The organism is Propionivibrio sp., from assembly GCF_029255185.1.
GTDB lineage: Bacteria > Pseudomonadota > Gammaproteobacteria > Burkholderiales > Rhodocyclaceae > Propionivibrio.
In genome coordinates this window covers 1-22,075 of the sequence record NZ_JAPUVO010000108.1, presented here as the reverse complement: position 1 = coordinate 22,075, position 22,075 = coordinate 1, and the positions used below count along the sequence as shown (strand labels likewise).

General features: G+C 59.6%; 15 protein-coding genes and 1 pseudogene. 9 read left to right on the top strand and 7 right to left on the bottom strand.

What is annotated here, in order from left to right:
• The first annotated feature begins 148 nt into the window (after positions 1 to 148).
• Entirely contained in the window at positions 149 to 955 is an 807-nt protein-coding gene (locus Q1J43_RS09740; RefSeq protein WP_301102296.1) for a nucleotidyltransferase domain-containing protein, read from the top strand.
• A 24-nt stretch (positions 956 to 979) separates the two neighbouring features.
• Here Q1J43_RS09740 and Q1J43_RS09735 read toward each other — a convergent pair whose 3' ends face one another.
• Together Q1J43_RS09735 and glnE are read right to left on the bottom strand one after the other, a co-directional pair.
• Positions 980 to 1,861 carry a Dyp-type peroxidase gene (locus Q1J43_RS09735; RefSeq protein ID WP_301102295.1) on the bottom strand — a complete coding sequence of 294 codons (882 nt, stop codon included), beginning with the start codon at positions 1,859 to 1,861 and terminating at the stop codon, positions 980 to 982.
• Between the two features lie 3 nt (positions 1,862 to 1,864).
• Positions 1,865 to 4,612 carry a bifunctional [glutamate--ammonia ligase]-adenylyl-L-tyrosine phosphorylase/[glutamate--ammonia-ligase] adenylyltransferase gene (gene glnE, locus Q1J43_RS09730; protein ID WP_301102294.1) on the bottom strand — a complete coding sequence of 916 codons (2,748 nt, stop codon included), beginning with the start codon at positions 4,610 to 4,612 and terminating at the stop codon, positions 1,865 to 1,867.
• A gap of 164 nt (positions 4,613 to 4,776) precedes the next feature.
• Here glnE and Q1J43_RS09725 point away from each other — a divergent pair, with 164 nt between their 5' ends.
• The 6 genes from Q1J43_RS09725 (at position 4,777) to Q1J43_RS09700 (ending at position 14,890) form a co-directional block, all read left to right on the top strand.
• Entirely contained in the window at positions 4,777 to 8,772 is a 3,996-nt protein-coding gene (locus tag Q1J43_RS09725; protein WP_301102293.1) for a YhdP family protein, read from the top strand.
• A complete protein-coding gene (locus tag Q1J43_RS09720; RefSeq protein ID WP_301102292.1) occupies positions 8,769 to 9,572 on the top strand; it encodes a carbon-nitrogen hydrolase family protein in 804 nt (267 codons plus the stop codon). Before Q1J43_RS09725 ends, Q1J43_RS09720 begins: the two co-directional genes overlap by 4 nt.
• 162 nt (positions 9,573 to 9,734) lie before the next feature.
• Complete coding sequence (gene tldD, locus Q1J43_RS09715; protein ID WP_301102291.1) at positions 9,735 to 11,186, top strand: metalloprotease TldD; 1,452 nt, start codon at positions 9,735 to 9,737, stop codon at positions 11,184 to 11,186.
• A 53-nt stretch (positions 11,187 to 11,239) separates the two neighbouring features.
• Positions 11,240 to 12,319 carry a 3-deoxy-7-phosphoheptulonate synthase AroG gene (gene aroG, locus Q1J43_RS09710; RefSeq protein ID WP_301102290.1) on the top strand — a complete coding sequence of 360 codons (1,080 nt, stop codon included), beginning with the start codon at positions 11,240 to 11,242 and terminating at the stop codon, positions 12,317 to 12,319.
• Positions 12,320 to 12,461: 142 nt separating this feature from the next.
• Positions 12,462 to 13,976 carry a glycosyltransferase family 39 protein gene (locus tag Q1J43_RS09705; protein WP_301102289.1) on the top strand — a complete coding sequence of 505 codons (1,515 nt, stop codon included), beginning with the start codon at positions 12,462 to 12,464 and terminating at the stop codon, positions 13,974 to 13,976.
• A 38-nt stretch (positions 13,977 to 14,014) separates the two neighbouring features.
• Positions 14,015 to 14,890: a decaprenyl-phosphate phosphoribosyltransferase gene (locus Q1J43_RS09700; RefSeq protein WP_301102287.1), complete on the top strand. Its 876-nt coding sequence runs from the start codon at positions 14,015 to 14,017 to the stop codon at positions 14,888 to 14,890.
• A gap of 8 nt (positions 14,891 to 14,898) precedes the next feature.
• On the opposite strand, the gene Q1J43_RS09695 is transcribed toward Q1J43_RS09700, so the two are convergent.
• On the bottom strand, positions 14,899 to 15,837 hold the full coding sequence (locus tag Q1J43_RS09695; protein ID WP_301102285.1) for an alpha-E domain-containing protein: 939 nt from the start codon (positions 15,835 to 15,837) through the stop codon (positions 14,899 to 14,901).
• Between the two features lie 15 nt (positions 15,838 to 15,852).
• On the bottom strand, positions 15,853 to 17,280 hold the full coding sequence (locus tag Q1J43_RS09690) for a circularly permuted type 2 ATP-grasp protein (protein ID WP_301102284.1): 1,428 nt from the start codon (positions 17,278 to 17,280) through the stop codon (positions 15,853 to 15,855).
• A gap of 299 nt (positions 17,281 to 17,579) precedes the next feature.
• Here Q1J43_RS09690 and Q1J43_RS09685 point away from each other — a divergent pair, with 299 nt between their 5' ends.
• The gene (locus Q1J43_RS09685; RefSeq protein ID WP_301102283.1) at positions 17,580 to 18,872 is read left to right on the top strand and encodes a TAXI family TRAP transporter solute-binding subunit; all 1,293 of its coding nucleotides are present in this window, start codon (positions 17,580 to 17,582) and stop codon (positions 18,870 to 18,872) included.
• Here the strand turns inward: Q1J43_RS09685 and Q1J43_RS09680 are convergent.
• Positions 18,869 to 19,426 carry a cob(I)yrinic acid a,c-diamide adenosyltransferase gene (locus Q1J43_RS09680; RefSeq protein WP_301102282.1) on the bottom strand — a complete coding sequence of 186 codons (558 nt, stop codon included), beginning with the start codon at positions 19,424 to 19,426 and terminating at the stop codon, positions 18,869 to 18,871. The genes Q1J43_RS09685 and Q1J43_RS09680 overlap by 4 nt on opposite strands.
• 166 nt (positions 19,427 to 19,592) lie before the next feature.
• Between Q1J43_RS09680 and Q1J43_RS09675 the strand changes: the two genes are divergently transcribed.
• Positions 19,593 to 20,372, top strand: coding sequence for a protein phosphatase 2C domain-containing protein (locus Q1J43_RS09675; RefSeq protein WP_301102280.1), 780 nt, complete (start codon positions 19,593 to 19,595; stop codon positions 20,370 to 20,372).
• A 4-nt stretch (positions 20,373 to 20,376) separates the two neighbouring features.
• Here Q1J43_RS09675 and Q1J43_RS09670 read toward each other — a convergent pair whose 3' ends face one another.
• Positions 20,377 to 21,843: a DEAD/DEAH box helicase gene (locus tag Q1J43_RS09670; RefSeq protein ID WP_301102278.1), complete on the bottom strand. Its 1,467-nt coding sequence runs from the start codon at positions 21,841 to 21,843 to the stop codon at positions 20,377 to 20,379.
• 106 nt (positions 21,844 to 21,949) lie between these two features.
• Positions 21,950 to 22,075, bottom strand: a pseudogene (locus tag Q1J43_RS09665) (ISAs1 family transposase); the annotation flags it as partial.

The following is a 22,075-nucleotide window of genomic DNA, read 5'->3' as shown; positions in this document are numbered from 1 at the left end:
TCGCTGAAACTCGGGAAGCGAGCGGGGAAACGGCAAATCGTCTCGTTCAAGCACGTCGATAACCATGGCCATCCCAAGTTGGCACAGATGCTCAACATACTACCGGTAGTGGATTTGGGAGACAACCGGATAAGCACGGTTTAAAGGATTGCAACAGACCGCCCGCGCGTTTCTGGCCAGCGGCGGGATGTCCAATGAGCCAGCGCATTTCCGCGTCATGGACAAACTGGCGTCCGCCGGGCTGTTCCGCAAGGGGTTGGTGCTCGTGGGTTCGCACGCGTTTGTTGCCTTGGGCAATGCACTGGGGGTGAGCTGGGGAAGCCATATTCGGACCACAGACATGGACTTGGCCCGATCGCAAACCATTGCACTAGCTGTGCCCGATGACACTGGGGAAACCCTTCAGGCGTTGGAGGAGGCCAAGAAGGTCGACGCTTCCTTTTTCCTGGTTCCCGAGCTTAATCCGAGGGAGCCGTCGTCGACCATCATGAGCCGCCGGTCAAAGGTCAAACTGGACTTCCTGACGGTCAAAAAGGGTCGAGACACCACGGGGACCAAGTATTTTTCCGATATCGGCATTGCCGCGACTCCCCTCAAATACATGGACTACCTGCTCGCCGGCCCGACCTTCAAGGGGCTGATTGTGGGCAATTATGCGATTCCGATAACGCTGCCCGATCCCGCACGGTTTGCCATCCACAAACTCATCATCGCGCAGGAGCGTGTCCGGGATCGGGATGTCAAGGCGATCAAGGACATTGAGCAAGCCAACGCAGTGCTGCAAGCGCTCGTGGAGCTCGGGAGGGATGCGGACATCGAGGAAGCGCTGGAATGCTCACGCACCTGGAGCGGCGCCATGAAAAACATCAAGACGTCGCTCGGCATGCGCCGTGGGCTTTCTGAGGATATTCAGCAAAGGCTCAAACAATTCACCGGCAGAACAAAACGCCCCTAGATCATAAGAGACGGTGTCACAATCTCACAGCCCCAGCGGCGATAAATCGAGCTTGCCGTCCTTGAGCGGCGGGCACCAGTAATAGGCGCCGCTAACCGGTTGCGTGAAGTTAAAGAGGGCGTCAGTGATGCCGTCTTCAAGCCCGACCATGCGCGTTAGTTGCGCTTCGAAAGCATCGAACGAGTGGCCGAAGGCGACGAACATCAGGCCGCCGGCGTTGCCTTCTGCCCACGGCATCGAGCGGCGCAGAACGAAGGCTTCGGGGCTGAAACTTTCCTGCGCCGTGCGCTTGACGTGGGCGCATTCCGGGGCGTCGCTAAGTTCCGCGTTGTCGCTTTGCCGGCGCCCGATGGCGTTGTCCTGGGCGTCTTCCGACAGCGCTTCGAAGCATTCAAAGTTGTGCCGCCAGCGCTGGGTCGCGACAAAGCTCGAACCGGCGAGCGAGGCGTTGTTTTGGCCAACGATGGCGGCGCTGATCGCCGCGTCACCAGTCGGGTTTTCGGTGCCGTCCTCGTAGCCGGAAAGGTCGCGCCCTTCGGCGTATTTGAAGGCGTCCACGCTATCGTGCAGCGCGCAGGCGGGAGACAAGGCCCGGCAGATTTGTCGCGAACGGTGCAGTATTTCTCCACGGTCATCGCCACGCAACCAGATCCAGACCACTTCCGGCGTGATTCCGATGGTCAGTCCGGGGGCGGTGATCGGCGGGAAGCTGTGCAAGCCAGGAATGTTCGCGTTGAGCGCAGCAGTGAGCGTTTGGCCAAATCCGACTACCGTGTTTTCTCCGTCGACCAGGTCGCGCAGTGCGTGCAGCGCATCGGACATCGCCGCCGTGTTGCTAAGCGAGAAGGTGATGTAACGGGCCTGTTCAGGTACCGGCAGGAGAATTCCGGCTTGAGCGGTAGGCATGGCTTACTCCCTGTAGTTTTGATGATCAAAGACAAATGCCCATAGCGTCTTCACCGCCTTAATCTGACGGCCATAGGCATCGCGTTCGACGCGCGCGCTGCTGATGCCGTTGAGGCGGAAGGCGTGTTGCAGGCGGCGGAATTCGCGGTAGGTATCACGCACTGGGTCGGTCAGCGTTTGCGGGATGAGGCAAAGTTCGGCGGCCATGCCGAGCAGGGCGATGTTGCCGAGGTTGGCGCACAGGCGCTCGTGGGTATGGGCATGGCCAAGCACCAGGTACTGGACGATGAACTCGACGTCGATCAGTCCGCCCGGATCCTGTTTGAGGTCGAAGACGTCATCGCTGTTCGAAGCGTGCTTGTCGAGCATGCGCTGACGCATGGCCAGCACCTCTTCCCTGAGTTTGGCGAGGTCACGCGGCTGGCGCAGAATTTCGCTGCGGATGGTCTCGAACTGGGCGCCCAGCTCCGGGTCGCCAGCGCAGAAGCGGGCGCGGGTCAAGGCTTGATGCTCCCAGGCCCAGGCGTCTTTCAACTGATAGTCGTGGAAGGCGTCGAGGGTACTGACCAGCATGCCGGCGTCACCGTTTGGGCGCAGACGAAAATCGGTGTCGAAGAGCATTCCGGCCGAGGTGCGGCTCGACATCCAGGTGCTCATGCGTTGGCCGAGACGGGCATACAGGGCGCCAACGTCGGGTTCGGGATCGTTGTGCAGGAAGACCAGGTCAAGATCCGAGCCGTAGCCAAGTTCCTTGCCGCCCAGTTTCCCGTAGGCGATGACGGCAAATTTTGGCGCTCGCTCGGGGTGTGGGTGGCGATCCTTGAGCTTGTTCCAGCACAGGTCGAGGGTGGTTCTGACGACGATGTCGGCCAGTTCGGTAAGGTGGTCGGCCAGGCGTTCGACGGTTTGCAGCCCGGCAATGTCCTGCGCTAGCAGACGGAAGACCTGGGCATGATGCGCTTCGCGCAGGATGTCCATTTCACGCTCGGTGTCGCCGATGTGCTCGGCAAGCCGCTGGTTAAGTTCGCTAGAGAAATTCGCCCAGTCGGTGGCGATTTCGTAAAGACGCGGGTCAAGCACCTCGTCGAGCAGGATCGGGTGATGGGTCAGGTAGCTGGCCGCCCATGAGGAACTGCCGATGATCTCGGCGACCTTGGTCAGTGCTTGTGGATATTGCTGCAAGAGGGCGAGGTAGGCGCCGCGCCGGCTGATTGTTTCAAAGAAATCAAGGCCGCGTTGCCAGGTGGCGTCTGGCGTTTGGGTAGCTGCGGCCGCTTCGATCAGGCGCGGGCCGAGGGCGTCCAGGCGCTCGCGGTTCTGGGCTGGCAATTGCAGGTATTTGGCGCTCTGGCGGAAACTCCCGAGCCGCTCCAGCATCGCCTGTGGCTGTCGGAAACCGAGTTCGGAAAGTGTTTCCAGTGCGTTGTCACGGTCGCTTTGCTCAAACCATAGCCCAGCCAGGGCATGGGTTCCAGCATCCGGGTCGGAGAAGATTTCTCCGAAATGCCGGGTTACGCGTTGGCGATGAGTGTCAAGCACTGCGCAGAAGGTCGGCCAGTCGGAAAAGCCCATCGATAAGGCGATCAGTCGGCGTTCTTCATTGTTGCTCGGGAGAGTGTGGGTCTGAGCGTCATTGACGTATTGCAGACGGTGTTCCAGGACGCGCAGGAATTCGTAGGCAGAGGCCAATTCGCACTCGCTGTCAGCCGGTAGCAGGCGGCGCGCAACGAGAAGTGGAAGCACCTTGAGCGTCGGGTGAATCTGCAACGAGGGGTCGCGACCACCACGAATCAACTGGAAAACCTGCGCCATGAACTCGATTTCACGGATGCCGCCGGGGCCGAGTTTGATGTGCTCGGCCATGTCCTTGCGTGCCACCTCGCGGCGAATCTGGGCGTGCAGGTCGCGCATGGCATTGATCGCGCCGAAGTCGAGATACTTGCGGAAAATGAAGGGCCGCGAGATGTCTTCCAGTGCGCTGCGCCATTCCGGTTGCAGGTTATCGCCCTCATTCATCACACGTGCCTTGATCCAAGCGTAGCGTTCCCACTCACGCCCCTGGGTGATGAAGTAGTTTTCAAGCGAGAGCAGCGAACAGACGAGCGGGCCCGAATCGCCATTCGGGCGCAGACGCATATCAACGCGGAAGACCTGTCCGTCGGCGGTGATCTCGCCGAGCACGGCGATCAGGCGCTTGCCGAGGCGGACGAAGAATTCATAGGCGTCGATCCGGCGGCCACCCCCGGCGATGCCGGCCGTTTCGCCATCCTCGGGGTAGATGAAAATGTAGTCGACGTCGGATGAGACGTTGAGCTCGCGCCCGCCGAGCTTGCCCATGCCAATCACTAGCAGGCGCTGTGGCTGCCCCTGGCTATCCAGAGCTTCGCCAAACTGGGCGACAAGCTGGCGATGCACGAAATCGAGCGCATAGTTGGTCGTCACATCGGCGAGCTGCGTCATGCTCTCGACCACCTCGGCGAGCGATGCTTTGCCGCCGAGGTCGCGCACAATCAGTGCGGCCATGACGCGCTGGCGGAGGCGGCGCAGAACACGCTTGAGGCCCTCGTCGTCGCTTGGGACTTCAGCGAGCAGAAACTCGCGCATCAGTTTGCCATCAATGCATCGCTCGGCATGCTGCTTAAGCCAGATGGCGATTTCAGGGCGGGCGTCAAGCAGTTGGCGCAAATAGCGGCTATGCGTCAGTGCCGATTGCCATTTGGGGGAAGGAGAGGTGTCGTGGATTTCAGTCATTGTCGGGTTTGTTGCTACAGAGCCTTGTCCTCGCGTGTCCTGTTCAGCGTGGCTCGATCGCCTAAAGCCGTTACAATTGGAACTTCCCCACAGGTTTCCAGGTAGTTCGCCATTCTAGTGACGCTTACCGATATTTGGCAAAGTCTTCCGCAGGTTAGTCAGTCATGACGCGCGAGGACGGCCTGCGGGCGTCGATCTATCACCGTCTGCACGTGCTGCTGCCCGGCGTTCCTGAGCGGGTGTTGCGCGGCGTGTGGCGTGTACTGGTTTGGGGTTTCTGGCTGGTTTATTTCAGCTTTGTCATCGTGGTGCTGGTGCTTCGCTATAGCATTTTGCCGCATATTGAAGACTATCGTTCCGACATCGAGCGGCTGACCAGCCAGGGGCTGGGACAAAGCATCAGCATCGGACGAATTGAAGCGAGCTGGCAGGGGATCAACCCGGATCTGACCCTGTTCGATGTTCGCGTGGCCGATGCGCAGGGGCGACCGGCGCTGGCATTTACCCGTATCGAAGCGATTCTCTCTTGGTGGTCGGTGCCGAACGCACAACTCGAACTTCGCCTGCTGAGCATCGACGAGCCGACGCTAAATTTGCGTCGTGCCAGCGATGGCCATATTTTCATCGCCGGCATTCCGCTCAGACAGGAACAAAACGACAGCGATGTTTCCGACTGGATACTGGGGCAAAGGCGTATCCGCATCCGGGGCGCCACCCTGGTCTGGCAGGATGAGCTGCGCAATGCGCCCGCGCTGGTTCTCAAGAACCTCGATCTGGCCCTTGATAACGTTGGCAATCGCCATCGTTTTGGCCTGACTGCACTGCCTCCCGAAGGGCTGGCGTCAAAGATCGACGTCCGTGGCGATTTCCGGGGGACGGATATTGAGCGCATGGGAACGTGGTCGGGGCAGGCCTATGCCGAGATCGCCTACGCGGATCTGGCGGTCTGGCGTCAGTGGCTGGAGTATCCGGTTGCGCTGCCCCATGGGCGTGGCGCCCTGCGCGCTTGGCTTGGCTTTGCGCGAGGCAGCTTGCGAGAGGTTACGGCGGATTTATCGCTACGGGACGTTAGCCTGCGCTTGGCCCAGGATTTGCCTGCGCTTGAACTCGAGCAGATGTCGGGTCGTCTCGGCGCCAAATTCTCGGCGACCGGCTTTGAGGCGAGCGGGCGTCAAATCGAGTTGGCGACGCGACCGCTTAAGGCGCGTAATGGCGCAGCGGCCGAGGCGATACGGATCGAGGCGACGGATTTTCATGTCGATTGGCAGCCCCATGCCGATGGCAAAACGGTTCTTGGCAGCGCCAGCGCCAACCGGCTTGACCTCGGCGCGCTGGCCAGGCTCGCCGGGTACTTGCCGTTTGATGCGCGCTCGCGTCAGCTGTTGACCGATTACGCACCGCATGGTCAGGTCAGCGGACTGACAGCGAAATGGAAAGGCGATGCTGACCGCCTGCAAGCCTATTCGCTGAAGGCCGGGTTCGACGGTTTGGGGCTCACGGCCCAGGGTTACTTTCCGGGGTTTTCCGGTTTGTCCGGCGTGCTTGAAGCCAACGAAGCGGGAGGAAGCGCGACCTTGCGCTCAAAAGAATCGACAATCGATTTGCCGAGTATTTTCCCGGAGTCACTGACTACCCTGGACACGCTCGCGGCGCAAGCCACATGGAAGGTCGGCACGGGCGGCATAGAGGCCGAGCTTTCCCAGGTCGAATTTTCCGGGCCCGACGCTGCCGGTTCGGCACAGGGGAGCTATCGCAGCACTGAAACAGGGCCGGGTGTCATTGATCTTACGGCGTCGTTGACCCGGGCTGACGCCAGAGCCGTCTGGCGTTATATGCCGCATGCAGTGGGCCAGGGGGCACGGCTGTGGCTTCGCGATGCATTGCTGGCCGGGCATGCTAGCGAAGCAAAACTGATACTCAAAGGTGATTTGATCGACTTCCCTTTTTTGGACAAGAGCAAAGGCCAGTTTCTGGTGACGGTCAAGGCGCATGACGCAGTGCTCGATTACGCAACAGGCTGGCCCAGGATCGAGGGCATTGCCGGCGATCTGCGTTTCGAGGGTAACGGGATGGTTGTCGAGGCGCAGCGCGGATCGATCCTTGGTGCGCAGCTTATGAACACCCGCGCCGAGATTCCTGATTTCGATGCGCCGATTTCTACGCTGTTCGTCAAGGGGCAGGTCAGTGGGCCGACTTCGGAATTCCTCAAATTTGTCGAGCAAAGTCCGGTCGCCGAGCGTATTGATCACTTCACCGACGATCTGCGTGCCAGTGGCAACGGCCATCTTGATCTGGGGCTGGTGATCCCGCTTGACGAGGCCAGGCTCGGCGATTCGAAAATCGAAGGAATCTACCGGCTTTTAAACAATGAAGTCACGATTGATGCGGCCTTACCCCCCATCAAACAGGTCAATGGAAGCGTGCAATTTTCCGGTAGTGATCTGAAGGTTCCTGAGATCACCGGCACCCTCTTTGGCGGTCCGCTCAAAATCAAGGGCGGCTTGCAAAAAGATGGTCGGGTGCTGATTGCCGCCAACGGTTCAATCAACTTCAACCAGTTACGCAAGCCCGGTGATTTGCCGCTGCTTGAGACTCTGTCGGGGACGACCAGCTATCGTGGCGAGGTGCGCATCAATAAGCGCAATGCCGATCTGGTGATTGGTTCGACGCTGCTCGGACTGGCTTCAACCTTGCCTGAACCTTTTGCCAAAACGGCTGGCGAGACCGTGCCACTGCGTTTCGAAAAGAAACTGCTGCCGGCGGGGGGCAGGGGCGATGCGAATGCAAGTTCCGAGAAAAACGACACGGCAGTGCATGATCAAATCAGCGCTGCGCTGGGCAACTTTCTTTCCGTGCAGTTGATACGCCACAAACAGCACGAGGGCTTTGTCAGCGAACGCGGGGCGATTGCCATCGGTCGGCCGCTGCAATTGCCGGCCAGTGGCATCGCCCTGGAGGTGAGCGCGAAACGCCTGGATCTCGATCACTGGCGGCGGCTGCTGCGTCCCGCCGGTGGTGCGGCATCTGAGGGTGCCGCCAACGTGCCTTCCCCGACCGTTGATGCCGTCAGCATTAAGGCCGACGATCTGCTGCTGCTTGGGCGGCACTACAATGATGTCGATCTGAATGCGTCTGCTGCACTTGCCCAGTGGAAGATTCGCCTGGCTTCGCGTCAGGCGAGCGGCGATCTGCTTTGGGAAAATGCGGGCAGTGGCAAGCTAACCGCCCGTTTCAAGCAATTGACGATTGATCCTGCGCCGGATGCGGGCCATGCCGGCGCCGGCGAAGTGGTCGAGAAGCTGCCGGCGCTTGATATCATTGCCGACGAGTTTGCCCTGGGCACGCGTCGTTTTGGACGACTGGAAGTGCAGGCGCGCAACGAAGCCGGGGTCTGGCATCTGCAAAAGATTCAGGCGACCAATCCCTTTGGCAGCCTTTCCGGCAGTGGCCAGTGGCATATTGCCGGTGGAAAAAACCGAACCCAGCTCGAATTCAAGGTCGACAGCAGCGATGTGGGCAAGCTTCTCGAACGTCTGGCTTATCCTGGCGCCGTGCGTGCGGGAACGGCTCAGCTCGGTGGGAAAATCGGCTGGAACAGTTCACCGGCTGATCTTGATTTCGAATCCTTGAGCGGTGAACTGAATCTTGAGGCGGGCAAGGGGCAGTTTGTCAAACTCGACCCCGGGGCCGCCGGCAAGCTGCTTGGCCTGATCAGCCTGCAAGGCCTGCCGCGCCGGATTTCGCTCGACTTCAAGGATGTTTTCAGTGAGGGTCTGGCCTTCGATACCATAAGCAGCAAGGTGTCGGTTGAGAATGGAGTGATGCGTACCGAGCGCTTGCAGATCGATGGGCCATCGGCGCGTGTCGTGATGCGCGGCGAGGTTGATCTGCTGCATGAAACGCAGCGCCTCAACGTCAACGTCCAGCCTGAACTGGGCGGTACCGCCGCGCTCGGTATAGCGCTCATCAATCCGATTGCTGGCGTGGCGACCCTGCTGGCGCACAAGGTGCTGCAGAATCCGCTTAATCACATGTTCGGTTTTGATTATCGGGTCACTGGCACCTGGGACGATCCCAAGGTCGAGAAACTGTCGGGTAACGAACCGCCAGTGGCCGCGCCGCGTTTGCCAACGATCAGCAACTCACCAGGTGCACATTGAAGAACGCTCGGTTAGCCGCAGTGCAAATGGTGTCGACGCCGCGCGTCGATGACAATCTGCAAGCTGCCGGTCAGTTGATCGCCGAGGCGGTTGCGCAGGGTGCTGACCTGGTGGCCTTGCCCGAGTACTTCCCGATTATGGGCCTGCGTGACGGCGACAAATTCAAGGTGGCCGAAGCTGAGGCAGGTGGGCCGATTCAAGATTTTCTCTCGGCAAGCGCCCGCCGGCATGGCATCTGGCTGGTTGGCGGTTCCATCCCGCTGGTCGCCGGGAGCGTTGGCAAGGTGCTCAATTCCAGCCTGGTTTTCAACCCGCAGGGCGAACGCGTGGCGCGTTACGACAAGATTCACCTGTTCGGCTTCGAGAAGGGTGCAGAGCGCTATAACGAAAGCGCAACGATCGAAGCCGGTAAGCAACTAGCGACCTTCAACACGCCCTTCGCGCGAGTTGGCCTTTCGATCTGTTATGACGTGAGGTTCCCAGAGCTTTATCGCGCGCTGGGCGTTGTCGATTTGCTTGTCATTCCGGCGGCATTCACCGAAACAACCGGGCGTGCACATTGGGAAATCCTGCTGCGTGCACGCGCCATCGAAAACCAGTGCTATGTGCTGGCCGTTGCCCAGGGCGGCCAGCACGAAAACGGCCGCGAAACGCACGGCAACAGCATGCTGATCGACCCCTGGGGCGATATTATCGACCGCAGGACGAAAGGACCAGGTATCGTGATCGGCGAACTGAACCACGCGCGCATCGCCGAAGTCCGCACCAGCCTGCCGGCTCTCACGCATCGGGTGATGTGAAGATGGAAACCGCTTTCAACGCAGAGAACGCAGAGGCGCAGAGGCCGCAGAGAAAAGCATCAAAGAAAAGGTTTTCCTCTGCGTTCTCTGCGCCTCTGCGATCTCTGCGTTTAAAGCGTTTAAAGCGTTTGAATTTTTGAATTTATCCAAATCGGAAATGCAATGACCGCAAAAGCACACTCCCTGCTCGTGCAGGCGCAGAAAACCCTGCTCACGCCTTATGGACTGGACGTTGCCGACCTCTCCAAGGTTTTTGGCACGATCATGGCGCACGATGTCGACTATGCCGATCTTTATTTCCAGTACAGCCGTTCTGAGGCCTGGAGTCTGGAGGAGGGGATCGTCAAGTCGGGTAGCTTCAATATCGACGAGGGGGTTGGCGTGCGCGCCATCTCGGGCGAGAAAACGGCCTTTGCCTATTCCGACGATATTAGCCGGCTGGCGCTTGGCGATGCGGCGGCGGCAGTGCGCGCCATCGCGGCGGCTGGGCAGCAGAAGCGTGTGCCGGCATTGAAGAAGAAAACCGGACGCTCGCTCTATGTGCCGCGCGATCCGCTCAGTTCGCTCGACGCGACGGCCAAGGTGAAGCTGCTCGAACGGCTAGAATCGTATGCCCGAGCCGAAGATTCGCGCGTAACCCAGGTCATGGCGCACATCGCCGGAGAATACGAGGTGGTGCTGGTGGCCGGGAGTGATGGCCGGTTGGCGGCGGATATCCGGCCCTTGGTCAGGGTGTCGATCACGGTTATTGTCGAAGGCGGTGATGGCAAGCGCGAACAGGGCTCGGCCGGTGGCGGCGGGCGTACCGATTACAGCTATTTCAGCGATGCCATGCTGCACGCCTATGCGCACGATGCGGTGCATCAGGCCGTAACCAATCTGAATGCGCGACCGGCCCCGGCCGGAACGATGACCGTCGTGCTCGGTTCTGGCTGGCCCGGCATTCTCCTGCATGAGGCCGTGGGTCATGGTCTGGAGGGCGATTTCAACCGCAAAGGAAGTTCGACCTTCGCCGGCCGGATCGGCAGTCGCGTGGCGTCGAAGGGCGTCACCGTGGTCGATGACGGAACACTTTCCGGTCGCCGCGGGTCGCTTAATATCGACGATGAAGGCAACCCAACGCAGCGCACGGTGTTGATCGAGGATGGCATCCTCAAGGGCTATATGCAGGACAGCCTCAACGCCCGTCTGATGGGCGTTGCGCCGACCGGCAACGGTCGCCGCGAGTCTTTTGCGCATCTGCCACTGCCACGCATGACCAATACCACGATGCTGGCCGGCGATAAGAGTCCCGAAGAAATCATCAAGTCGGTGAAGAAGGGGGTTTATGCGGTCAATTTCGGCGGTGGTCAGGTTGATATCACCAACGGCAAGTTTGTCTTCTCGATGTCCGAAGCCTACCTGATCGAAGATGGCAAGGTGACCAGCCCGGTCAAGGGCGCGACCCTGATCGGCAGCGGGCCGGAGGCGATGAATCAGGTGTCGATGATTGGCAACGACATGCGCCTCGATCCGGGTGTTGGCACCTGTGGCAAGGACGGTCAAAGCGTCCCGGTCGGCGTCGGACAGCCGACGCTGCGCATTGAAGGCTTGACCGTGGGCGGTACGGCTTAGCAGTTAACAGGTCGTCGCGTAAAATCGTACCCCTTCAACTCCAGAGGATGTTTATGACCCTGCCCGGCAAACCGAATACCGACGACGTTCGCATCAAGGAGATCAAGGAGTTGGTGCCGCCGGCCCATGTTTTTCGCGAGTTTCCGCTCGGGGTGCATGCCGCGCAGACGACCTATCAGGCGCGTCAGACAATTCACCGCATTCTGCATGGCGCCGATGATCGCCTGCTGGTGGTCATCGGCCCCTGCTCGATTCACGACGTCGAGCTGGCCATCGACTATGCCAAACGCTTACAGAATGAGGCGCCGCGTTTCGCAAAGGATTTGCAGATCGTCATGCGCGTGTATTTTGAAAAGCCGCGCACGACGGTGGGCTGGAAGGGTCTGATCAACGACCCGCGCCTGGACAACAGCTTTCGCATCAACGAGGGACTGCGTTTGGCGCGCGGACTGCTGCTCGAAATAAACGACATGGGGCTGCCCTGCGCGACCGAGTTTCTCGATACGATCACGCCGCAATACACGGCGGATTTGATCGCGTGGGGCGCCATCGGGGCGCGCACCACCGAGTCGCAGGTGCACCGCGAACTGGCTTCGGGTTTGTCGTGTCCGGTCGGCTTCAAGAACGGTACCGACGGCAATGTGCGCATCGCCATTGATGCCATTCGCGCCGCACAGTCGCCGCATCATTTTCTCTCGGTAACCAAGGCCGGTCACTCGGCGATTGTGTCGACTGCGGGTAACGAGGATTGTCACGTCATCCTGCGTGGCGGCAAGACGCCCAATTACGACGCGGCACATGTCGATGCGGCGGCCAGGGAGATCGCGGCGGCGGCACTGGCGGCCCGGCTGATGGTGGACTTCTCGCACGCCAATTGCAGTCGCGAGTTCAAGCGGCAGCTTGAGGTGGCCAGCGACGTCGCCACCCAGTTGGCGGCCGGCGAGGAGCGCATCATGGGCGCGATGATCGAGTCGAACCTGGTCGAAGGGCGGCAGAATTTGATGCCGGACAAACCGCTCGAATACGGCAAAAGCATTACCGATGCCTGCCTCGGCTGGGAGGATTCGGTGGCCGTTCTGGAGATTCTGGCGCAGGGGGTGCGTTCTCGGCGTCTGGTCAAGGCTGTGCAGTGATGTGTGAACCGCTTTCAACGCAAAGTACGCAGAGGCGCAGAGAACGCAGAGAAAACCCGAACAGGTTTTTCGCTGTGCAGTTCTCTGCGAACTCTGCGTCTCTGCGCTCTCTGCACCCCAAGGGTGTTTCCTGCGGGGCACGTTGAAAGCGGTTAGCTTTACCTCGCTCGGCCTGCTGGCGCTGGTCGTCTTTCGCCTGTGGTTCTCGGTGGTGCTGCCGATGACTGGCGACGAAGCCTATTTCGTTTCTTGGGGGGAACATCCGGCGGGTGGGTATTACGATCATCCGCCGATGGTCGGCTGGTGGCTGAGCGGGCTGCTCGCCATTTCTCGCGACGAATGGTTCTTGCGCCTGCCGGCGCTGGTGTTGCCGTTGATTCTGGCCGGTGGCGCCTGGTGGCTGGTTTATCCTTACGGCGCAGCGCGGGCCAGGCTGGCGGCGCTGCTCGTTGTGCTACAGCCGGTTAATGTGTGGAATGTGCTGATCACCACCGATACGCCGGTCATCCTCTTTTCCATGCTTTCAGTTCTGGCGTATGTGGCGGCCTTGCGCAGCGGGTTACATGCGCGCCGGGCGCTGTTCTGGCACGCTGCTGCCGGGGCGCTGCTGGGCCTGGCTTTCCTTGGTAAGTATTTCGCCGCGCTGCTCGGCTTGGCCTATCTGGCGCACGTTCTCTTCATCCGGCGCGACCGTTCTCGTTCGGCGGGCTTCGCATTTTTGATGCTTGCCGCGCTGCCGGCGCCGGCCTACAACCTATGGTGGAACAGCGCTCACTGCTGGGTGAATATTCTCTTCAATTTCATGAATCGTAACGAGGGCGCCGGTTTCTCGTGGCACAACCCCCTGCTTTATATCGCCTCGCTCGCTTATCTGGCGACGCCGTGGCTGCTGTTTGAACTGTGGCGGCAGCGCCGGTGGGTGATTACAGTGCGTGGAAGCGAACCCGGCGCCGGCGCAATTTTCTGGCTGATGCTGGTGCCGCTGCTGATTTTTGCACTAATGTCGTTCGCGCGCCCGGTCGGTCTGCACTGGCTGGTTTCCTTCATTCCATTGCTTGCCGTGCTGGCGGCGATGGCCTTACCGCTGGCAGCGCTGGTCAGGCTGGTGCGTTGGTCAGCCGTCTTTGCCACAGTGCAGGTGCTGGCGATTATCGTGGTCGCCGCGCTGCCGATACAGTCCTGGAGGAACAGCAGGCTCTATGACGGCATCGTGCTGACTGTGTGTGCCGATGAGTTGCTGGCGCTGCTGCAACCCTATGCCGCAGACTACAGTTTTGCCATGGACGGCTACTCGCCGGCCGCGACATTGGCATATAAGGCGCAACGCCCGTTTGCTGTCTTCGGTGAAGGCTCATTCCATGCCCGTCAGGACGACTTCATGACCGACTGGCGAACGCAGGATGGACGCAAGGTGCTGATTCTGCGCAAGAGCGCACCGGACAGCTACGATTACGCCGCTTTCTTCGAACATGTCGATTTTCGTGAGATTGAACTGCACGGTGCGCGCTATTACCTGGTGCTCGGGCAGGGCTTCAAGTACTCTGTGTATCATGACAAAGTACTGGCCCGCATCCGCGAGCGCTTCTACTGGATCCCGGCCTGGCTGCCGCAACGCGGCTGCGAATTCTGCGAACGCTATTTCCCGGAGGGGACATGAAAGCTTCACCTTTGCGGTGAAAAATTGAGTCTCTCAAAATGAACGGATTGAAACCTTATCTCAAACTTCTGCGGCCGCATCAGTGGGTCAAGAGCGGGTTCGTCTTTGTCGGGCTGCTGTTCGGCCATGCCTGGCAGCAGCCGTTGCTGGTGCAGAAGGTGGTGTTGGCCGCCGCCGCTTTTGCGCTGGCCGCCTCGGCGGTTTATGTCATCAATGATCTGGCCGATCGGGAAGGCGATCGGGAACATCCGGAGAAGCGCCTGCGACCTCTCGCTTCGGGTGCGGTGAGCGTGACCCAGGCGCTGCTCCTGGCCGGCGTCTGCATGGTGTGGGCGCTGCTGCTGGCTACTGCCGCATCAACGACTGTACTGCTCATCGTGCTTAGCTACGCCCTGCTCAATGTGGCCTATTCGATGGGCTTGAAGCATGTCGTCCTGCTCGATGTATTCATCATTTCGGCCGGTTTCATGCTGCGCATTTTGGCGGGTACGTTAGGCGTCGGAATTGCCCCCTCGCACTGGCTGCTGCTCTGCGGTTTGCTGCTGACGCTTTTTCTTGGTTTTGCCAAGCGGCGCGCCGAGCTCAATGCACTGCTTGGGCGCGGCGGCAGTCACCGCAAGGTGCTCGATGACTACGATCCGGTGCTGCTTGACAAGCTGATCGGTATTTGTGCGGCTGGCGCCATTGTCAGCTATAGCCTGTACACCGTGAGCGCCGAGACGGTTGCCATGCATGGCACGAGCAATCTGATTTACACCGTCCCTTTCGTCATTTACGGGATATTCCGCTACCTGTTTTTGTTGCATCGGCGCGGTGGCGGCGGTGACCCGGCCGCTGCGCTGTTACAGGATGCACACATGCTGGGTGCATTTGGCGGCTGGTTTTTTACCGTCGTCGTTCTGCTTGGCCGCTGATAACAGGTTCAGGTCGCCGGCACCAGGAAGTCGCGGCTGATGCCGTCACCAAGATCGTAAATACGATCCATGAAGTCGGTGAGGTACTCGTGTAAACCCTGCGCCAGTACGTCGTCAATGCGTGTGAAATGAAGGTGGGCGTGCAGCATGCCAGCGCGGCGTTCGGTTTCGGACGATTGGGCGTTGGTAATCGCCTTCAGTACGCGCACGATGCCACTGGAACAGGCGAGCAGTGAACGCGGCATGTCCTGGCGCAACATCAGCAGTTCGGCAACGCGCGCCGGAGTGATGAGATCACGATAGACCTTACGGTAAACCTCGAAGGCCGACAGCGAGCGCAGCAACGCTCCCCACTGGTAGAAATCGGTGGTTCCTTCATCGCCATTGGTGTTCAGTACGTGATATTTCACGTCAAGAATTCGCGCCGTATTGTCGCCGCGCTCGAGCAGCCCGCCGAGGCGAATGAAGTGCAGGGCGTCGTCCTGCAGCATGGTGCCGAAGGTGACGCCGCGGGTGACAGCCGAACGCAGCTTGACCCACTCGAAGAACTCGCCGACGCCGGCTGAAAGAATCTGTTCGAATTTCTGCTCGCGCAGTTCGATCCAGGTGGCATTACAGCTCTCCCAGGTTTCTGCGGTGAGCGTACCGCGCACGGCATGGGCGTTCTCGCGTGCGGCGCGCAGGCAACTGTAGATCGAGGTCTGGTTGTCCGGGTCGGAAACCATGAAGCGCAACACGTTCTCGGCATTGACTTCGGCATAGGACTTGGCGAAAGCGTCCTCCAGGCTGTTCAGCGCCAGGATGGCGCCCCAGTTCTGGTTTTCAGCGGCGACCGACTGTGGAACGAGCGACATCTGGTGCGTAACGTCGAGCAGGCGGGCAAGATTCTCGGCGCGCTCGGTAAAGCGGGCCAGCCAGTAAAGGTGATCAGCGGTGCGGCTTAACATTTTTCTCTCCCCGGCTCAGTTTTCAAGTACCCAGGTATCCTTGGTGCCACCGCCCTGCGATGAGTTCACGACCAGCGAAGCTTCGCGCAAGGCGACGCGCGTGAGGCCGCCGGGAACCATGTCGATACTCTTTCCGGAAAGCACGAAGGGGCGCAGGTCGAGGTGGCGGGCAGCGATGCCCGATTCAACAAAGGTTGGGCAGTTGGACAGCGCCAGCGTCGGCTGCGCGATGTACTTCTCGGGCTCGGCAATGATTCGTGCGCGGAAGTTCTCGATTTCCTGGCTGGTCGACGCCGGTCCGACCAGCATGCCGTAGCCACCGGCACCATGGACTTCCTTGACCACCAGTTCGGGCAGGTGATCGAGCGCATATTTCAGATCGTCCGGCTTGCGCAGCATGAAGGTCGGCACGTTGTTGAGCAGCGATTCTTCGCCCAGGTAAAAGCGCACCATGTCCGGAACGTAGGGGTAGATTGATTTGTCATCGGCAACGCCAGTGCCGATGGCATTGGCCAGCGTCACGTGCCCGGCGCGGTAGGCTGAGAGCAGGCCGGGAACGCCAAGCATCGAGTCCTTGCGGAAGGCGAGTGGATCGAGGAAGTCGTCGTCGAGCCGACGGTAGATCACGTCGACGCGCTGCGGCCCCTGTGTGGTGCGCATGTAGACGATATCGTCCTTGACAAAAAGGTCGCGCCCCTCGACCAGTTCGATACCCATCTGTTGCGCCAGGAAGGTGTGCTCGAAATAAGCGCTGTTGTAGGCGCCGGGGGTGAGCAGCACTACGGTCGGGTCGACGACACCCTGCGGCGCGACGGTGCGCAGGTTTTCCAGGAGCATGTCCGGATAGTGTTGCACCGGCGCGATCTTGTGCCGCGAGAAAAGCTCGGGGAAAAGTCGCATCATCATTTTGCGGTCCTCGATCATGTAGGACACGCCGGAGGGGACGCGCAGGTTGTCTTCGAGGACATAGAATTCACCTGCGCCGGCCCGGACCAGGTCGACGCCGGCAATGTGCGCGTAGATTCCGGCCGGCACATCAATGCCCATCATCTCGGGGCGGAACTGCGCGTTGTTTAACACCTGTTCGCGCGGGATGTGGCCGGCGCGAAGGATTTCCTGGTCATGATAGATGTCGTGCAGGAAGGCATTGAGCGCCTTGACGCGTTGGCGCAGACCGGCCTGCAGGGCCAGCCAGTCAACTGCCGGAATGATGCGCGGGATGATATCGAAGGGGATCAACCTTTCCTTGCCTTGATCCTGTGTCGATTCGTCGCCATACACGGCGAAGGTGATGCCGACCCGGTGAAAGGCAATGTCGGCTTCGGCGCGCTTGCGCGCGATGCGCTCGGAGGGCGTTCCCGCCAGCCAGTCGGCATAGGCGTTGTAATGCGGCCGCAGGGTGCCTGCCTCATCGTACATCTCGTTAAAGAAAGGTTTGCTCATGATTTCCGCCGCAGTGCAGTTGATCTGGTTATCCATCAGCAGAAAGCGTGCCAAATGGAAAACCACTTGAAAGACCAGGTTTCTGGCAGTTGCTCAGGCGCCATGCCCTGAAATTGTGCGTGCACGCACCAAACAAGAAGCGACGAAATGGGCACCGTTTGTATGACCATTCAGACGAGGCAAGTATACATTAACTCTGGACACCATCGTCAGACGGTACGATTTATGAGAATCTTCCTGGCGAGCGAAAAGAAATGTGGCGTTGCGCGTAATGACGATAGGATTGGAGGCGAAAGGCAATGATGACCAGAACTACTGCCGTGCTTAAGCGATTCGCCATAGCGGGATTCTTTCTGGTGATGTTCACCGCAGCCGCAGCCGCCTGGGTGTGGTTCCCCTGGGTGTTTTCTCCGAGTTATACGATTCGCATAGCGACCGGCCCGCTTGGGAGTGATGGACACAAGTTCATTTCTGCCTTCCGGCGTGAATTGCTTGAAGAACATCCCCGCTTCCGCCTGCTTTTAGAGGAGAAGTTCAGTCTTGAAGGAAGTGCGGCGGCGCTGCAGAGCGGCCAGTTCGATCTGGCCATTGCCAGGAGCGATCACCCGGCGGTGGCCAACGGGGGAACGATCGTTGTTATTAACCGGATTCCGCTGGTGATCATGGCGTCAACGAATTCGTCCGTCGCCTCAATGAAGGATCTGGTCGGAAAAAAGATTGCGCTGCTGTACGGGACAGAAGAAAAGGATCCCTTGCTTAAAACAGTGATCGATTTTTATGGCCTCAAGCCGGGCAATATGCTCAGGATGAGCTCGGCAGAGGTCGGCACCGCGCTGCGCAGCAAGCAGGTTGCTGCCGTTGTCGCCATGGGCGTGGTTGGGCCCGGAGCCATTGCTGAGGCGGTCAAGGCCATCGTCAATGCGACAAAAAAGCAACCGAAGTTCATCAATCTGGAAGCCAAGGCGATTATTGAGCAGAACCCCGTCTATGAGGAAGTTGAAATCCCTCAGGGCGCTTTCGTCGCGGCGCCGGCCAGCCCGGTCGAAGAGGTGGCGACGGTAGCGGTTACGGTTCGCCTGGTGGCCAGAAAAACCATGCCCAAGGATGTCGCCAGCGAAATCACGCGGCTGCTGCTGGTGACCCGGGCCAAGCTAGCCGCAACCCTGCCGCGCATGGGCCAGATTGAAGCTCCGGATACCGGCAAGAAAGGCGTTCTTCCCGTCCATCCGGGTGCAGCCGCCTATCTTGACGGGAGCCAGGTGAGTTTTTTTGAGGAGGCGATGAATATGCTCTTCAATATTTCAATCATCGGCGGTGTTGCCGGTTCGGTCGTTCTCTGGTTCAGGGCGTCCTGGCGCCGACATCGGCCTGACGAGACACAAAGGAACCTTGCGTGTATGCCAGCCATGTTGCGAGAGGCAAAAACGGCTCCGCTCGATCAGTTGGATGTCATTGAGGAGGAGCTTGATGCTGTTGCGGGATGGTTGCTCGACCAGTTCGTTCGCGAACAGATCGCACCAGACCACTTTAACGGAGTGTCCGTTATGATCTCGCAGATACGCTCTCTTATCGAGCGTAGACGCAAGGCTTAGGAACGGCGATTCTTGCCGTGCACCCAGAGGACATCGCCACAACCGCCAGCGATGTTGAGGGTGCGGCCGAGGACAAACAGAAGATCCGACAGACGGTTCAGGTATTTGCGGGAAAACTCGGAGACATTTTCGCTGTTGGACAGATGCACGACACGTCGTTCAGCGCGACGGCAGATCGTCCGCGAGAGGTGGGCGAAGGCTGCGGCCTGGGTTCCGCCGGGCAGGATGAACTCCTTGAGCGGGGAAAGATTGTCGTTGAATTGGGCGACAAGTTCTTCCAGGCGGACGATATGCGCTTCGCTGATGATGTTCAAACCGGGGATGCACAGCTCGCCACCGAGGTCGAAAAGATCATGCTGGACGCCGAGCAAGGCTGTGCGGATGGTTTCCGGAAGTTCGCTGCTGAGCAGAACGCCGAGGCTCGAGTTGAGTTCGTCAACCTCGCCCATGGCCTCGATACGCAGGCAGTCCTTGGCGACTCTCGAACCATCGCCAAGGCCAGTGGTGCCGGCATCGCCGGTGCGGGTAACGATTTTTGAGAGGCGGTGGCCCATAACTGGTTTCCTGAGGTGAGTGGCGGATTATATCGGAAGACTTCTCCCATGTTCCGGGGTGGTGGTGAGGGAGCGAATTTTGCTTCAGTACTTCATCGCCATTGCGTCTCTGTGAAGGCCAGAGTCAAACGTGATATTCTGGCTTCTCCGGGGAGAGGTTTGCCTAATGTCTCTATTGATTGACGCCTGCGTTGCCCAGCATCAGGGTGACCGCAAGGAACAGCAGGATCGTGTGGCTCTTTTTCCCCATCCCAATGGCGGCGGGGTCGCCCTCGCCGTCGTTGCCGATGGCATGGGCGGGCACACCGGCGGTGCGCTGGCGGCACAACAGGTGCTTCATACCTCGTGCAACAATCTCGAACGGTTTTCGGTGCGCAGCGAGTCTTCGCAAGCCCTGCTTGAATCAAGCTTTAACGAGGCGCACATGCTGATCAAGGCGTCGCGCTTCATGAACGAGAAGGATCCGCACAGTACCGCCGTCATGTTGATCCTGCAGCCGGGCAAGGTAAGCTGGGCGCATTGTGGCGACAGCCGGCTCTACCGCTTCCGTGGTGATCAGCCTTTTTTCCGCACTACCGACCATTCCTACGTCGAGCAGTTGGTGGCCAAGGGTAAAATCACGCCGGATCAGGCGCTGGTTCATCCCAATCGCAACATCCTGGTAACTTCGCTCGGTGGCAACGAAACGCCGAAGATCGATTTTGGTGAAGCGGAAGATCTGCAGGCGGGAGATTCTTTTCTGCTGTGCTCGGACGGTCTCTGGGGTTACTTCGGCGATGCTGAACTGGCCGGCGTGGTCGCTGCCTACTCGGCCCGTGAAGCGTCCAGAGTGATGATTAGGCGGGCGCGCTCGCGGGCGCAAGGCGAAGGCGACAATCTTTCGGTGGTTATCCTGAAGTTGGTCGCCGCACCGGAAAAACCCCTAACGCCGCAGAAAAAACAGTAGGCTGCTAGCCTTTTTTTCGACCCAGTCCGCCAAGTAGCGCCGCAACCAGACGCCGTGGCTTGTGCGGGTGCTCCATGTGCGCGACGACTTCTGCGGTTTCGGCGTCGGCCGGAGCGGCCATCGGCTGGGGTAGCGCACTCTCGTAAGGCTTGCTGAAATCAAAACCGTCGGCAGCAATGTGGGTCTTGCGCCGAATGCCGGTGTGTTGCGGGTTGGCCGGTGAATGTTCACGACGCGCCGGTCTGGCGGCAGGCGCCACCGAGGCCGAGGGTGCCGGTGGCCGGCGGTGGTGAATTTTTCGGCCGGTGGGCGGGTAGTCATAGTCGTATTCGGGATCGAAACCCGGCACCAGAACCTGTTCCACTTCGATCTTGATCAGCTTTTCGATATCCACCAGATACTGCACTTCGTGCGCCGAAACCAATGAAATTGCTGTCCCGTGTTTTCCGGCACGGCCGGTTCGACCAATGCGATGGATATAGTCTTCCGGCGTGTGCGGAAGCTCGAAATTGATGACGTGCGGCAGATCGTCAATATCCAGGCCGCGCGCCGCAACGTCGGTGGCGACCAGTACCAGTATGCTGCCATCCTTGAAGGCTTCGAGCGCCTTTAGTCGGTCGAGTTGGCTCTTGTCGCCATGAATCGAGTCGGCGGCAATGCCTGCGCGTTGCAGTTCGCGGGCGAGCTTATTGGTTTCGATCTTGGTTCGGGTGAAGACCAGAACCTGATTGAACTCCGACGACTTGAGCAACTTAACCAGTAGCGCTCGTTTGGCGTCAGCAGCTACGGGATGCACCCGGTGCGTGATCGTCTCGGACACCGTATTGCGCTTGGCAACTTCGATCAGCACCGGCGACTTGAGCATTTTGTCGGCCAGCTTCTTGATCTCTTCCGAAAAGGTTGCCGAGAAAAGCAGGCTCTGGCGCTGTGTTGGCAGCAGGTTGATGATGCGTGTGACATCCGGAACGAAGCCCATGTCCAGCATACGGTCGGCCTCGTCGAGAACGAGCGCCTGCACGCTGCCAAAGTTCAGGCATTTTTGTTCAACCAGATCAAGCAGGCGGCCCGGAGTGGCCACCAGGACTTCGACACCGAGGCGGATTTCAGCGATCTGCGGCTTGATATCAACGCCGCCGTAAGTGCACAGGCTGCGGACCGGAATGTATTTGCTATAGGTTTTGACCGACTCGAAGACCTGGATTGCCAGTTCGCGGGTCGGCGCCAGCATCAGGATGCGGACCGGGTGGCGAGCCGGTGACGGGCTTGGGCTGGCAAAGGGCAGGATGCGCTGGAGCAGCGGCAGGGTGAAGGCAGCGGTTTTTCCGGTACCGGTCTGGGCGCCGCCCATCAGGTCATTACCGGCGAGAACGATAGGAATGGCTTGCGCCTGAATCGGCGTCGGGTCTGTGTAACCCTGTTCGGAAATGGCTCTTAGCAGCTCGGGCGCGAGGCCGAGTTCGTCAAAACGCATCGGCAGCGCCTATAAATAAATTTGGAATCAATGGCATAGGGCGGCAATTATACACGCTTTGCGTGCCCTCCGGCAGAACCGAACGCTTTACGGCAGGGCAATTGCATCAAATTCCCTTTAACCCGAGGAGACTGGCGCGATAAGCATCGGAAGAAGCGGCGAGAATGCGACGAGTATAGATACCCCCTTTTTTCTTGGAGGTGTCGAGGCGGAAAAGATTGAGGACGAGGCG

What these genes read in the sequence shown, in the direction of transcription:
- Q1J43_RS09695 (WP_301102285.1), bottom strand. Translation starts at nt 15,837, where the DNA reads ATGTTAAGCCGCACCGCTGATCACCTTTACTGGCTGGCCCGCTTTACC.
- Q1J43_RS09700 (WP_301102287.1), top strand. Translation starts at nt 14,015, where the DNA reads ATGAACGGATTGAAACCTTATCTCAAACTTCTGCGGCCGCATCAGTGG.
- Q1J43_RS09725 (WP_301102293.1), top strand. Translation starts at nt 4,777, where the DNA reads ATGACGCGCGAGGACGGCCTGCGGGCGTCGATCTATCACCGTCTGCAC.
- Q1J43_RS09735 (WP_301102295.1), bottom strand. Translation starts at nt 1,861, where the DNA reads ATGCCTACCGCTCAAGCCGGAATTCTCCTGCCGGTACCTGAACAGGCC.
- Q1J43_RS09690 (WP_301102284.1), bottom strand. Translation starts at nt 17,280, where the DNA reads ATGAGCAAACCTTTCTTTAACGAGATGTACGATGAGGCAGGCACCCTG.
- Q1J43_RS09675 (WP_301102280.1), top strand. Translation starts at nt 19,593, where the DNA reads ATGTCTCTATTGATTGACGCCTGCGTTGCCCAGCATCAGGGTGACCGC.
- aroG (WP_301102290.1), top strand. Translation starts at nt 11,240, where the DNA reads ATGACCCTGCCCGGCAAACCGAATACCGACGACGTTCGCATCAAGGAG.
- Q1J43_RS09670 (WP_301102278.1), bottom strand. Translation starts at nt 21,843, where the DNA reads ATGCGTTTTGACGAACTCGGCCTCGCGCCCGAGCTGCTAAGAGCCATT.
- Q1J43_RS09680 (WP_301102282.1), bottom strand. Translation starts at nt 19,426, where the DNA reads ATGGGCCACCGCCTCTCAAAAATCGTTACCCGCACCGGCGATGCCGGC.
- Q1J43_RS09685 (WP_301102283.1), top strand. Translation starts at nt 17,580, where the DNA reads ATGATGACCAGAACTACTGCCGTGCTTAAGCGATTCGCCATAGCGGGA.
- glnE (WP_301102294.1), bottom strand. Translation starts at nt 4,612, where the DNA reads ATGACTGAAATCCACGACACCTCTCCTTCCCCCAAATGGCAATCGGCA.
- tldD (WP_301102291.1), top strand. Translation starts at nt 9,735, where the DNA reads ATGACCGCAAAAGCACACTCCCTGCTCGTGCAGGCGCAGAAAACCCTG.